Below are 12,573 nucleotides of genomic sequence, written 5' to 3' on the forward strand. Positions count from 1 at the left end.
TGTCAGAGGAAATGCATAAGTTGATGTATATGCACAGCCTGTTTATGTTACTAATGGTGCGTTGCGTTTCTAAGATTGTTATTTGTTTTGAAGGTGGGATGTAAAAGATGGTAAGTAGATTTTTAGTGGCATTACTATTCCTGATGAATATTCTCTCTATTGCTAATTCTGAGGATTCTCTTAAATATTGCCGTGAAAAAATCCGACTGGAACAAGAGGCTGTTCAATCCGCACTGGAGAAACACCAGCAGGCCCTAGATCGCTACCTTGCATTCGTCAAAAAACAAGAAGACAGAGGATGGGTGGGAACCAGCGCCAAGCACAAGCAACAGATCCTGGGGGACATTACCTTTTTCCGTCAGCCGATCGATGACCTCAAAAGAACCAAGTTGACGCGTGAAGATGAATGCCTTGAAAAAACGAACGAGAACCTCTGGGCGACCAGGCTATATGTTCTAAACTTGGCTCTAGATAACAGAGGTTACTTGTCGCGACAACAAATCGAGTCTGAATGGCACAATCCGAAGCTAGCAAGGTTAAGGCAACTTCTTGAACAAGCTGAAGAACAAGCGATGGAGTTGTGTGTTTTCGTTACTTATGATCAACCAGACACGGTCGGTCGGTGTGTAACGGGACTTTTGGTGGTATTTGACACCCCACCTGAAGGCACCGCTCTCATGAAACAAATTTCCAGGGAAACTCACGCTGTCCTGAAAGACGAGATAGTCAGCGAACGCGATGCTCCTGACTGTCAACTGTCCGTGTCCTGTTATTTGGATAATTAACAGCCTTTCGATCCGCGTTTACCAAATTAGTGGCAAAGAGAGCAATTGCCAACTTGCCTCATTCGGTCAGCAGGAGTGACGAGTTACGTCGCTCTACAAATCTTTGATCTAGAAGTTGTATGCGCGATTAATTCCGCGGAAAAGGTGTAATGTGAATCGTGGGATATCTGTGCTGGGGCAATCCATTGCGGTGCCAGAACTGCAGTACCGATTTCTGCTTTTTCCAGTGAGCGGCAGATTACAAGTCAAAGATTTGATATAGGGCTAATTTCCTCACAATTTATCACGCTCGTGAATCCGTTCCTTCGCATCGATTCCAATGATTCATTGGACCGCTGTTCGGAGATCTTCGACACTGCGGTCATGGAACCAGATGACGATCTCCTTCTCCTCAAACGCGTGGACCCGGGCCGGAACATGAACCGGTTCTACCACCTGTCGGTCGAGCCCACCCTGTTCGGCGGATTTGCCGTTCGCCGGACATGGGGACGCCTGGGCACCTGGGGTCGAACGCGGCTTGATCTGTTTGCGGATGTGTCATCGGCTCTGGCCCATCAGCAGAAGCTGGCGGCACTAAAGCACAGGCGCGGGTATCGCCCGGAATGAGGCTGTGGCGTTGTGCCTGATCCCTGTTCCATGGGATCTTCCTGGGGAAGATCACTCAATCAGACGTCACAGGATACCCCAGGCCCTGTATCTGTCTCGGCCTGTAAGCTCGCGGGGGAGCGCGGGGCCGAGTTGGCGGATCATGCGGTCGACGGCGGCGGCGGTGACGCCGAGGTCCTGGCGGGCCATGGGAATGGTCACCAGGGGCCGGGACAGGAACATCCGGGCAAACTCCGGCAGCCTCGAGTGGCTTCGGCAAGACTGGCAATGGCGTGCCAATTGCTCCTGGGCAATCGATAGCCGGTCCAGCTGATCCATGGTTTCCTGGGCGGCTTTTTCAAAACCGGACAGCAAGCCGGCGATACGCACCTGGAACGTGTCCTTGCGGCGCCAGCGAAAGGGCGACTTTCGCAATCCCGCTGACAGGCTCGGCAAATGAGACGTGGTGACCTGTGCTTTGAGGAAGACCGCCGACAGCAGGCGGCCAAGTTCCGGCCATCCGTCCAGCGGCTGCAGCACCTGCCATGCATCAAGCAAAATTGCCGCCGCCAGAACGGGCGGCAATTTCAGGGCTTCAGCTTCCTTTTTGACAGTGAGCCAGTCGTCCAGACGGTCACCCCGTTCCGAAAACCGAGAGAAGTGTATGGAAGGTATGTCTCCGGATTGGCGGGACGAGACAGCTCTTTCCGGGACGTTTCCCTGCGCAAGATGTCTGGAGCGTTCCAGAACGGCGTCGATCTCGGCAAAGAGAGTTTTTTCCGTATCGGCAGCGTCCTGTTGGGCCGAAGCTGAGGCAGCAGGTCCCCTCTCCTCCCCCGAGTTGCTGATTGTCGTTGTTTCGAACTCGGTGTCATCTGTCGGCCGGCCCACAAGTGTCAGAAGACCGTCGCGGCTCAAGACAGTGTCCGGGGTTTGCCGGTCGACCCGTCTGCGGAGCGCCAGGAACCTGGCGGCCCGGGTCAATTCGTGGGTGGGTGCGCGTCTGTCGGTGCCGGCGTCGTGCAGGACAAGGTCCTCCAGATGAACGAGGTCTCCATCGAGGGCCATGGAGGCACAGGTCTCAAACAGGTGGGACCGGCTGCGCACGCCGTCTTCCAGCGCAGGTGTCCGGCGCAATCTCTCGTCGGCTCGGGTCAGCGACCGGCTGGCGCGATCGAGCGGGTCGGCCAGATCGAGCCAATGCAGTGATTTCAGGGACTTGCGAAGATCGTAAACCATTGACATCGGCCGATAATATTTCATTAACGATAATCAACAAGCAAAAAAGTATCATCACATGGATATCTGTCAACTCAAGATTATAAGCATTGATAAATATAGCTTATCGATAGTTAGACTTTTCGGCGACTTCATGCTAAACATTGGCCCCTGTCCCGATCCGCAAAAGCCTGTCAGCCATGCCCGAAAGCCCCCTCCCCGCTTCCCGTCTCTCGTCGCAGTCCATACGGGGCGAGACCGCGGACCAGGCAATGCGCGACAAGATAGAAACCCTCGACACGTTGTCCGCCATTCTGCCAGCCATCGCCGGGTCAGACCGGGCAGAGCAGCTGGCCCGGCTTTTGACCGATGAGGACATCGACACCCTGCGCCACCTTGCCAGGGAAGGCATGGGCGAGAATTCGCTGCGGGCTCTGACCTCCGACTTTTCCTATCTGGAAGGCTGGTGCCTGGCGGCAACCGGAAGCCCCCTGCCCTGGCCTGCACCGGCGCCGCTCATTCTCAAGTTCATTGCTCACCACCTGTGGGACCCGGACAAGAAGTCGTCTGACCCGTCTCATGGCATGCCTGACCACGTGGCGCGGGCTCTGGAGGCGCAGAAGCTCATTAGAACTCAAAAAAAGTCAGAAAACCTTCGGCCCCCGCATGCACCGGCGACTGTGCAGCGGCGGTTGGCCTCCTGGTCGACCTTGCATCGCTGGCGGGGTCTGACGGGAGACTTCTCCGCGGTGGAAGTGCGTTCCGCCATGCGTCTGGCTGTCCGTGTCGCCGACCGGCCGCGCGCGCGGAAAAGCCGCAAGGCGATCACGGCCGATTGTCTGGAGCTGCTGCTCGCGACATGTAACGGCACGGACTACGTCGCACCAAGCCTGATGGACATTCGAGACAGGGCCTTGCTGCTGGTCGGGTTTGCCTCCGGTGGCCGCCGGCGCTCCGAGTTATCCGGAATGCGGTTTGGTCAGATCACCTGGGAGGACTTTTTGCCTCTGGACCCGAGTGACCCGGAGAGCGACCTCCTGCCTGCCGCCAGCCTTCGACTGGGGCGCACCAAGACGGAAGAATCTTCTGACGACAATTCGGTTCTACTGATCGGACGGAGTGTCGACGCGCTCAAGACCTGGCTGGAAGCGGCCCAGATTCAGGAAGGGGCCGTCTTCCGCGCGATCGATCAGTGGGGCAACCTGAAAACCCGTGCCCTCACCCCGCAATCGGTGAATGCCATCGTCAAGAAACGCTGTGCACTTGCCGGACTGGACCCGCAGGACCTTTCTGCGCATGGCTTGCGTTCTGGCTTTCTGACGGAAGCGGCCAACAGGGACATTCCGATCCAGGATGCCATGCTGCAGTCCCGGCACAGGTCTCTCGCCCAGGCGTCCAGCTATTACAGCGATGCCGGGCGCAGCAGACGGCGGTCGGCCAGATTGTTGGGGTGAGAATATGGCTTCGTTTCGATCTGGTCGGATGTCGATTGACGTCCGGCCAGATCTTTTTGTTGCAATGAATGCACGGAACCCTTGGCCGCTAGTAATGTCTTAACAATGTGTAAATACTATCAACTAACTCTGCGTCAAGAAAGCGACTGAGGGATGAGGTGAAAGAGCGCCTTCGTGTTTTCGGTGCACTGTGATATCCCGCTGTTAGAAAGGGAGTAAAATCCCTACTTCTCTTTTTCGCGCCAATGAAGACAGGTGTTCTGGGTAAACACTTGGCGCCACAAAGGCGGGAGCGTGTCCCGACAAGTCTTAGCAAATAGGGTTCTCTTACGAACTAATACGAAGAGTAATCAAAATAAAAACAACTTTTAATAATGTAAAACTGTCAAATTTTCGGAATGTGTTTTTAAGCTAAATATTGATAATATTTCTAGGCACCTTTGATCAAGTGCATTGTCAACTGCAGCGTGCTCGGAAAAAATTCGCCTGCGAGTGGGAGCACGCTGCTTTTTCCTTTAGGAATTTCAATTTGAAAATATCTCAACGTGACGTGATTTCCAGATCCATCTGATCTCAAGAAAGTTGCCTTAATTCTGAAGTGCCTGGATGTCCTCGTTGTCAATCTCTGGGAGTTGGATCAAAGTCCGCGTGTGCGAGCGCCTGCCCAACAGTCTCCACATCAATCCAAAAAGACACATGCACGACCTTGCGGAACCCGTAAAAAACTATGAGAAAGCGTGTTGGTTTTTTAACCTCACGCAGCTACTGTGTCAGATGGGTGGCATTAAGCCATTTGCACAAACCTTCCGGCGCTTTCAATTGACCTCAGAGGTTACATTGATTGCGCCCGTTTTTTATTGCAAATCGCGTCGACGTCCGTTTGCGACGCTTTCTTGCGTTGAGTATCCGTGCGTGACAAGTGGAAATGCAAGTGTCCCGGCAGATGGCAATCGAGCCTGATCCAGTTGGGTGAAAGCGTATTTCGGCAAGTCTATGAGATAGGTCGGTGACGCCAAAATCGGTGTACGCGAGGCTCTGACGAAAGCGTGCGTTCGGAGAACACTGGCGGACGCAGAAGAGGGAATGTCAAATTGAACTTGCTCCCGCTCATTTACTCGTTTTCTTGCCCAGCCCCATTTTTTTTGCCAACACAGACCGAGCAGCGGCGTAGTTCGGTGCAACCATTGGATAGTCCAGCGGCAGGTTCCACTTGGCTCGATAGTCTTCGGGTGAAAGGTCGTAGTGGGAACGCAAGTGTCGCTTGAGCGATTTGAACTTCTTGCCATCCTCCAGACAAATGATGTAGTCGCCCGAGACGGATTTCTTGACCGGAACCGCCGGAACCAGCTCTTCCACCACTGGTTCCTGAGCGGCTTGAACCGTGGTCGATAACGCTGTGTGCACACTTGCAATCAAGTTAGGCAAGTCATTTGCGGTGACGTGATTGTTACTCACGTAGGCGGCTACAATGTCCGCGGTGAGGTCAACGAGGCCAGGCGTATGGATGGGGCTATTCGATTTGGTGTCGGTCATGGAGCCTCGCACAAAATGTGAGTGAAGAGGACGGATCCCTGTTCCTAGCAGTCCCGTTCAGCCGAGTAAATTGATCTACGAGATGTTAGGGGACCTGCCGAACCAGGCTCTATTTCGGCAGCCGGACAGCCTCGGCCGAGCCAAATACGGTTTGGCGAGACTCCTTTGGACGCCCCGAAACGTCTTGGGCAAAACAAGCGCGGGTCAGCTCAAATCCCTTCGATAGTGTACGCCGGCGAGCCATTCCACAACAGCTTCCAGCTAGCTCCTGGTCGAACGTTTTGAATGATGCCTGGATCGAAGGCGACAAAACAACGCCCTCCCTCGTGACGAACAGAAGGGTAGAGCAATCCTCGATAGCCTTCTCGCCTAAGCGTTGCGGCAAGTGTCTGGCCTTCTGGATACCCAATGTCAGGATTGGAGCTCAGTGCTGGATGTTCGGGAGTGTCTCGAAGGTTCGGAAAGTCGCCAATAAAATCAGCAAGAAGCTCAACGTACCGGGCCTCATCCTCAAAGATACCGATATACCCGAGTTCCCTGGTGCGGTGAAAGCCAACCTCCTCGGCAGAGGTGAGAACGTTATAGCTGCAGTACCACGCTCCCCTTTCGCCGCTGTTGAAGCGGTTCCCGGTCGGCCGTGTGTAAGTGAAGGCCGCATTGATATGGCTTTCGCCATAGAGTTTCAGGTCACGCGCTCGGCGCGCGAAAACCAGTTCCCGGCGGTCAAGTGCGGGACTGCCGTCACGTTCAGCGACCAAGCGGGCACTGGTTTCCCCTTCAAGTTCGGCGAGAATTTCTGCTTCCTCTTCCGTATCGACGAGACCGCGCAGAACCGGTGGCTTGTGATATGTTGCCGGGATCAGGCGAACCAGTCCCCGGTCGTTTATTGCGGTGATCTTCAAGCGCCACCCCGCAGCGCGTCGACATAGGTCCGTACACGCAGGATCTTCGGCAAACCGCCGTGGATCATTGCATCGACCGGCCTCTGTCCGTCAAACTCGGGGCCGCGATTGGCCAATTTGATCCACTGCTCGGCAATCGGCGCGTTGAAATAGAGCTCCAGCGACTTGTAAAGACCTACCAATGCACTGAGCCTCAACATCTGGTCACGGGTCAGCTCACCTGAAAAACCCGGCTTCTTGGCACGTTTCCAGGTTGAGTCCGACATATCGGCGAGGGCGGCCGCTTCCCGGCCCGTCAAGGACCAGGCGTCGGCAATTCGGCTGAAGGCTTTCAAGGCAACCGACTGGACGCTGGTTGCCGGACGATCTTCGACTGCACTTTCCATTACAGTATCCTCCATAGTGGATAGAATGGGTCCATTTGACCAAATATTCAAGCTCATATGACCACTTTAGAGGATTTGATCGCATTGTTATTGAAATTTTGGTGTCCTGCTGCAGACAATCGCCGTCTCTGACTTCGTGCGGTTGTTCTGAAGTGTTGGGCGCGTCCTACTGGTCTACGCTCTCTTCCGGCCGCTATGCGGCCTCCGCCGAGCCAAACACGATTTCTGCCGGGACTTGTCTAAAGCCGGCAGAAGTCTCAAAGAGCCTTCCACCGGCAAGATAGTCCATCGGCCGAAACCGCCTTTGTCTCGGCCCATTCGGGGTACGATCGTTCGCGCTGGATCTGCTTTGCAGATATCTGCCTGGCTGCGCCAGACATTGATTTGCTAGCGGGGCTCCGCCCCCGGCCGGTCAAGGATAAACCGCTATGCGGCCGGAAAAGCGGTCTCCCCATGCTCCGCGGCTCTAGCCTTGTGCGCACGGGGACACCCCTCCGCCTTTCCGGTCCCTGACCGCCCTCCCCCGTTTCCGACGACGCGGAAAATGAAACGAGCCGCAACGGTCAAGTTTCATGGAAACAGGAGCAAACCAAATGACCAAGACCGACACAAACCGCCTTGAAATCTCTTTCTCGAAACTGGCGCTCGATCCGAAGAACGTCCGCAAGACCTACACGAAGGCAGGCATCCTTGAGCTTGCTGAAAGCATCGCCTCAGTTGGCGTCCTGCAGAACCTTGTCGTGCGCCCAGGTGAGAAAAAGGGAACCTACCTTGTGACCGCTGGCGGGCGTCGATTCCGGGCAATTGAACACTTGATTTCCAACAAGAGAATGCCCGCATCCGTCAAGGTGACGTGCGTTCTCAGTGACGAGGCTGACGCAACCGAAATCAGCCTTGCCGAAAACATCATGCGCGAGGGCATGTCCCCTGCCGATGAATACCGGGCTTTCAAGCAGATGGCCGACGATGGCAAGACCGTCAGCGAAATCGCAAGCCGTTTCGGCGAAACCGAACTTGTCGTGACGAAGCGCCTCAAGCTGGCCCGCGTCTCCCCTCGCCTGTTCGAGATTTTCGAAAAGGGAGAAATGGAACTTGCCCAATTGCAGGCATTTACCGTCTGTGATGATCATAAAAAACAGGAACGGGTTTGGGATAACCTTTCGCCGTATTATCGCAGCAGCCGCGAAATTCGTCAGGCGTTGACCGATGGCAAAATTCCCGCATCCGACAAACGCATCAAATTCCTTGGCGGCCTCGATGCTGTCCGCGAAGCGGGCGGCACGGTGATCTGTGACCTCTTTAATACAGATGGCGGATATGCCGAAGACGGGGTGCTGATTGATAAACTCGTGGCCGAAAAGATCGACGCACTCACCCTTGAGGTTGCTGGCGAAGGCTGGAAGTGGTGCCGCTATCAGCCGGAAATCGACTACACCGATATGCAGAAATACGGTCGTGTCTATCCCATGGCCCGCGATCTGTCCGACGAGGAACAGAAGCACCTTGAAACACTGGAAAACGCGGTTGAGACGACTGGCGATGTTTACGACCAGTCTGGAGACGAAGACGACCGGCTTGCCTTCGAAGCAGCGGAAAACGCTCTTGAGGACTTCCGCGCCGCTTGGAAACCGGAGTTCAGCGACGAGCAGAAGGCAAAGGCCGGGGCGATCCTGTCGCTTGGCTATCATGGCGATCTGCGCATTGAACGCGGCTTGATCGATCCGAAGGACGTAAAGGTGGCTGCACAAGCCTGCTCTGATACAGCGTCAGACGAAAAGGCCGGTTCCGATCACTCGAAAGCACTGGTCGCCGAGTTGACCGCTCGCAAGACCGCAGCGCTCCGTCTTGAGCTTGCCCGGAACCCGAACCTGGCCCTTGTTGTTAGCGTTCACTCCATGGCGATCAAGACGCTGTACGAGCACCGTGCGGCATGGACCCATGGGGCGGTTGAAGTGTCGCTCGACAGCGCATGCCTTGAAACACGCATCAAGGAGGCGGGCCAATGCGCCGACCTCGATGCAATCGAACGCGTCCGCGAAAGCTGGAAATCCGTTCTACCTGTCGATCCGGCCGACCTTTGGGATTGGTGCATGGGTGTGTCGCAGGAAGAATTGCTTCGGCTGCAAGCTTTACTTGTCGCCCAGACAATCAACGCTATCAGCCATGGCGACGGCTTCAACGGCGCGGGCGTGGATCACGGCAACCGGATCGGCGCGGCCCTAGACCTCGACATGGCCGATCACTTCCAGCCGACCGCCGAAACCTACTTCGCCCGCGTCAAGCTCGATGTCATCCATGACAGTCTCGTGCAGGCCTGCGGGGAGGAAGCCGCCGCGCCCGTTCTCAAAATGAAGAAAAAGGAAGCCGCAGCCTATGCAGCCGAAAAAGTCACCGGGACGCGTTGGGTACCGAAAATCATGACTTTCACAGGCCAAGCTCCTGCGTCCGAGGAAGTCATTCAAGAGGCAGCGTAACGCTGTCCATTGAAACACTGCCCTGCGAAAGCTCCCGCAGGGCGGCCTTTCCCCTTCGGGGAAACCTCATCATCAACAGTGGAGTCCTCTTCCCCATAATTCCGGTGAGGGGACCTACCAAACCGGCTTTCCTCCCTGCTGTAAAACCCCGGCTTCGTGGCAGGGTTTCTCTCACAATTTGCACCTAAACTCGATCTTATGGAGACACGCCGGTACACAGATTTGCAGTCCGGTGCGTAGCCACTGCACTACAGGGCCGTACTCCATCAGTGGAGAACTATTTTACGCACCTAAAGTGCGCCATTCCATCCGGTCGATCATCAGGAATGAATTCAGCATTCTTCCCATACTGCTGACAATGTTCCTGTGCCTCGTCAGCCGTATCTTGAATGTTGAAGATGTCGACGTGATTGAAAGAAATGCTGGCTGGGGTCTTCAGAGCTTCAGTCTGACAAGCGCCAAGGGGAAGTAGGCCAGCGACCAAGAGTATACGTAGGATCATTAAGGTGCTCCATGGGAATCGAATAGGTTCCTCATAAATTTGGGATGACTCACGGTCAAGCTACCCGCCTAGGTTTAGAATTCATCCAGAGCCTTCACACAGATATCAAGGCCACCGGCGTTGGGTTGGCTTACACAGGTGTGTTCTTGAGGGACATGTGACCCATCCATTCCTTCAAGCGCCGAAGATCAATACCAGCCTGCTCAAGGCGTGCCCCACTTGACCGGGCCAGCTCGTCACGGGAGCGGACCAGCCCTGATGGGCCGGGCTGATACCTTGTTATTTTTTGTCGTCTGTTGAAATGTGGTTTGATGTGCAATCTCTACTCCCACACTTCGGCGCGGCAAGCCGTCCTGGATTTCACCCGAGCGATGAAAGTTGCCGACACTATCGGCAACCTGGCACCGCAGCCGGGCATCTATCCGGACTATGCCGCTCCCATCGTCCGTAATATCGGTGCCGACCGGGAATTGACCTTGGCACGTTGGGGAATGCCATCACCGGCATTTGCACTGAAAGGCAAGTCGGCCGACAAGGGCGTGACGAACGTTCGCAACACTAAAAGCCCGCACTGGCGCCGCTGGCTCAGCATCGACCACCGTTGTGTTGTCCCGTTTAATTCCTTTTCCGAGTTTGATTCAAAGGCGCGTGAGCCGGTCTGGTTCGCCTTCAACGAAGACCGCCCTCTTGCTGTCTTTGCCGGTATCTGGACGAACTGGACCAGCGTTCGAAAGGTGAAGGAAGGCGAAGTGACCGCCGACCTGTTCGCGTTTTTGACGTGCGAGCCAAACAAGGAAGTCGGAGCGATCCACCCGAAGGCCATGCCCGTTATTTTGACGGAGCAGGAAGAAATCGAAACTTGGCTGTCCGCGCCCTGGGACGAAGCGAAAGAGCTTCAGCATCCTCTCGCGGATGACACGCTCGATATTGTTGCGCGCGGCGGGCGTCAGGACGGTAAGGACTGACACGCGGACCAGCCCTGACGGGCCGGGCTGATCCTCGGCAGGGGCGTTGCCCCTACTGTGAGCGGCCAGAGCCGGACTTTTGCTTGCTCAAAGGGGCTCCGCCCCCGCCAGGTCAAGGATGAACCGCTGCGCGGCCATGGCAGGGGTATCCCCACGCTCCGCGGCTGCGCCTTGTGCGCGCGGGTGATCCCCTCCCCTGCCATGGTCCTTGACCCGGCTCCCCCGTTTCCGACGACGCGGAAAATGAAAGGCGATACGCCGCGAACGAGGAGCACAAAATGAACCGCACCGACTGGAAGAAACTCTATCGGCAAATCAGGGCAAGCGAGGAGCCGGAGGCCGTCAACGCCAACGGACGGAAATACTATGTCGGAAAAATGGGCGTGAAGCCGGTTACTGGCCGGGCCGTCCTTTTCTCCCTGTTCGGCTCTTGCCGGATGCTTGACGGGCGTTCGTCCCGCCTTGGACTTCTGCGGAGCGCGCGTAAGTACCGGCTGGAACTGCAAGAGGCTGTTCGGCTCGAAATCTCGATTTTCGGGCAAGCCAGTCAACCCGGCTTTGCGTTCCGCTAATCCATCGACAGGAGGTTTCGACATGCTGAAAACGAAGACGATCCCGAGCGTCGATGCAAACGCCGCAGACTATTGGCCGTCAGTGCGCCGGAAAGCGAAATTCAACAATGCCTTGCGGCTTGCAGCCGAGCGCTTCGATAGCATCCGCGTGGGACGGATCTATGAGGCGTGGGTGGGTGAGGTGTCCAGTATGGTGCGCTCGGTCGCCATCCAGTGCCAAATCCTCGCCGCAGACGACTATCGGGACTTTCGGGAGTTGGCCGCTGCACGCTTTGGAATGCCCGAGCTTTGCAGCAATGACGAAATCAACCAGACAGAGGCGTTCGACGCTATCCAAGAGGCGCACGAATCCTTGTATGGCGGGATGAGAAGTTAACCGCTCGTTAACCTATTGACCGCCAGATGTGCTATCGGTGAGCCAATCAGTTTTGAGGGCGGAAGCAGCAGCGCCAGTCCAGGGGCGCGACCGGGCGGGATCGGCCAGCCCGGCCGAGGCAACCGCCTTGCCCTCAAACCGGAGGTAATGCGATGTGGTTCATACCCATTAGCGTTACCCTAGAAATGAAAAGAACTCGGACCACCTGGACAGTGAAACTCCGAGTTCAATTCGTGATCTAGGAAAGGAGGCGGCGGGGAAACCTGCCGTCTCTCTCCGGTCTCAAATGTAGCACTTTCCGCCGAAAAATCAACAAACCTATATAAGAGCAAGGTTCAGCCATGTCTCAATTGGAGCTCTTTGAGCGCGACGATAAAGGCGTGGCCGGTGCCGTCTGGTGGGCCGGGCACTGGCAGTGCCGCAACAACAACGGCTTCTTTCAAGATAGGGAAGACGGCAAAGGGCCTTGGAAATTCGTGATCTACGGTTTCGGTGAAACCGATTGCACGGTTTACCGAATAAGCGAAGACGGCCAGCTCTCTCATTGCAGGGTGCCGATTGACGAGCGCAATCGTGTCTTGATCAATGGCCGCAGACATAGCCCTGAAAATTGGCGGCATTAAAGGCTTGCCGATAGGCCGCTGGACCGGACCAGCCCTGACGGGCCGGGCGGATCCTGGGGCGGGGCTTCGCCCCTACGGCGCGCGGCCCAGGTCCTCCAAAGCAACAGGTTCGCGCCGGCGCACCGGCCCGATCGCGTTCCTTCTCCGAACCTGACCCGCGCGCCTACCCCATGAAAGATCGACCGGCAGAGAAGCCGG

Annotated in this window: 12 protein-coding genes; 8 read left to right on the plus strand and 4 right to left on the minus strand. The window is 56.0% G+C overall.

Annotated features, from left to right (window positions below; genetic code table 11):
- Positions 1-107: 107 nt before the first annotated feature.
- Together ACYQ6M_RS29555 and ACYQ6M_RS29560 are read left to right on the plus strand one after the other, a co-directional pair.
- On the plus strand, positions 108-785 hold the full coding sequence (locus tag ACYQ6M_RS29555; RefSeq protein WP_460077458.1) for a hypothetical protein: 678 nt from the start codon (positions 108-110) through the stop codon (positions 783-785).
- A gap of 363 nt (positions 786-1,148) precedes the next feature.
- Positions 1,149-1,391, plus strand: a complete 243-nt coding sequence (locus tag ACYQ6M_RS29560; RefSeq protein ID WP_460077460.1) for a WGR domain-containing protein — start codon at positions 1,149-1,151, stop codon at positions 1,389-1,391.
- A gap of 66 nt (positions 1,392-1,457) precedes the next feature.
- Here ACYQ6M_RS29560 and ACYQ6M_RS29565 read toward each other — a convergent pair whose 3' ends face one another.
- Positions 1,458-2,609 carry an RHE_PE00001 family protein gene (locus ACYQ6M_RS29565; RefSeq protein WP_460077462.1) on the minus strand — a complete coding sequence of 384 codons (1,152 nt, stop codon included), beginning with the start codon at positions 2,607-2,609 and terminating at the stop codon, positions 1,458-1,460.
- 251 nt (positions 2,610-2,860) lie between these two features.
- Between ACYQ6M_RS29565 and ACYQ6M_RS29570 the strand changes: the two genes are divergently transcribed.
- A complete protein-coding gene (locus ACYQ6M_RS29570; protein ID WP_460077464.1) occupies positions 2,861-4,042 on the plus strand; it encodes a tyrosine-type recombinase/integrase in 1,182 nt (393 codons plus the stop codon).
- 1,107 nt (positions 4,043-5,149) lie between these two features.
- Here ACYQ6M_RS29570 and ACYQ6M_RS29575 read toward each other — a convergent pair.
- The 3 genes from ACYQ6M_RS29575 to ACYQ6M_RS29585 all read right to left on the minus strand — a co-directional run bounded on the left by ACYQ6M_RS29575 (position 5,150) and on the right by ACYQ6M_RS29585 (position 6,863).
- Positions 5,150-5,575, minus strand: a complete 426-nt coding sequence (locus ACYQ6M_RS29575; RefSeq protein WP_460077465.1) for a Ros/MucR family transcriptional regulator — start codon at positions 5,573-5,575, stop codon at positions 5,150-5,152.
- Positions 5,576-5,784: 209 nt separating this feature from the next.
- Entirely contained in the window at positions 5,785-6,477 is a 693-nt protein-coding gene (locus ACYQ6M_RS29580) for an RES family NAD+ phosphorylase (protein WP_460077467.1), read from the minus strand.
- Positions 6,474-6,863 (minus strand): antitoxin Xre-like helix-turn-helix domain-containing protein, encoded by a 390-nt coding sequence (locus tag ACYQ6M_RS29585; protein WP_460077469.1) that lies wholly within the window; start codon positions 6,861-6,863, stop codon positions 6,474-6,476. The genes ACYQ6M_RS29580 and ACYQ6M_RS29585 overlap by 4 nt, the downstream gene beginning before the upstream one ends.
- Positions 6,864-7,456: 593 nt before the next feature.
- Here ACYQ6M_RS29585 and ACYQ6M_RS29590 point away from each other — a divergent pair.
- From ACYQ6M_RS29590 to ACYQ6M_RS29610, 5 genes are all read left to right on the plus strand, one after another.
- Positions 7,457-9,337 (plus strand): ParB/RepB/Spo0J family partition protein, encoded by a 1,881-nt coding sequence (locus tag ACYQ6M_RS29590; protein ID WP_460077471.1) that lies wholly within the window; start codon positions 7,457-7,459, stop codon positions 9,335-9,337.
- An 813-nt stretch (positions 9,338-10,150) separates the two neighbouring features.
- Positions 10,151-10,804 carry an SOS response-associated peptidase gene (locus ACYQ6M_RS29595; RefSeq protein WP_460077473.1) on the plus strand — a complete coding sequence of 218 codons (654 nt, stop codon included), beginning with the start codon at positions 10,151-10,153 and terminating at the stop codon, positions 10,802-10,804.
- Between the two features lie 278 nt (positions 10,805-11,082).
- Positions 11,083-11,376 carry a hypothetical protein gene (locus tag ACYQ6M_RS29600; RefSeq protein WP_460077475.1) on the plus strand — a complete coding sequence of 98 codons (294 nt, stop codon included), beginning with the start codon at positions 11,083-11,085 and terminating at the stop codon, positions 11,374-11,376.
- 22 nt (positions 11,377-11,398) lie between these two features.
- Positions 11,399-11,752 carry a hypothetical protein gene (locus tag ACYQ6M_RS29605; RefSeq protein ID WP_460077477.1) on the plus strand — a complete coding sequence of 118 codons (354 nt, stop codon included), beginning with the start codon at positions 11,399-11,401 and terminating at the stop codon, positions 11,750-11,752.
- Positions 11,753-12,093: 341 nt separating this feature from the next.
- The gene (locus ACYQ6M_RS29610) at positions 12,094-12,375 is read left to right on the plus strand and encodes a hypothetical protein (RefSeq protein ID WP_460077479.1); all 282 of its coding nucleotides are present in this window, start codon (positions 12,094-12,096) and stop codon (positions 12,373-12,375) included.
- Positions 12,376-12,573 lie beyond the last annotated feature (198 nt).

Source organism: Roseibium sp. ROS1, from assembly GCF_054658215.1.

Excerpts from the sequence above, each read along its gene's own strand:
- ACYQ6M_RS29610 (WP_460077479.1), top strand. The coding sequence starts at position 12,094 with ATGTCTCAATTGGAGCTCTTTGAGCGCGACGATAAAGGCGTGGCCGGT.
- ACYQ6M_RS29555 (WP_460077458.1), top strand. The coding sequence starts at position 108 with ATGGTAAGTAGATTTTTAGTGGCATTACTATTCCTGATGAATATTCTC.
- ACYQ6M_RS29565 (WP_460077462.1), bottom strand. The coding sequence starts at position 2,609 with ATGGTTTACGATCTTCGCAAGTCCCTGAAATCACTGCATTGGCTCGAT.
- ACYQ6M_RS29570 (WP_460077464.1), top strand. The coding sequence starts at position 2,861 with ATGCGCGACAAGATAGAAACCCTCGACACGTTGTCCGCCATTCTGCCA.
- ACYQ6M_RS29605 (WP_460077477.1), top strand. The coding sequence starts at position 11,399 with ATGCTGAAAACGAAGACGATCCCGAGCGTCGATGCAAACGCCGCAGAC.
- ACYQ6M_RS29600 (WP_460077475.1), top strand. The coding sequence starts at position 11,083 with ATGAACCGCACCGACTGGAAGAAACTCTATCGGCAAATCAGGGCAAGC.
- ACYQ6M_RS29575 (WP_460077465.1), bottom strand. The coding sequence starts at position 5,575 with ATGACCGACACCAAATCGAATAGCCCCATCCATACGCCTGGCCTCGTT.
- ACYQ6M_RS29560 (WP_460077460.1), top strand. The coding sequence starts at position 1,149 with ATGGAACCAGATGACGATCTCCTTCTCCTCAAACGCGTGGACCCGGGC.
- ACYQ6M_RS29585 (WP_460077469.1), bottom strand. The coding sequence starts at position 6,863 with ATGGAAAGTGCAGTCGAAGATCGTCCGGCAACCAGCGTCCAGTCGGTT.
- ACYQ6M_RS29590 (WP_460077471.1), top strand. The coding sequence starts at position 7,457 with ATGACCAAGACCGACACAAACCGCCTTGAAATCTCTTTCTCGAAACTG.
- ACYQ6M_RS29595 (WP_460077473.1), top strand. The coding sequence starts at position 10,151 with ATGTGCAATCTCTACTCCCACACTTCGGCGCGGCAAGCCGTCCTGGAT.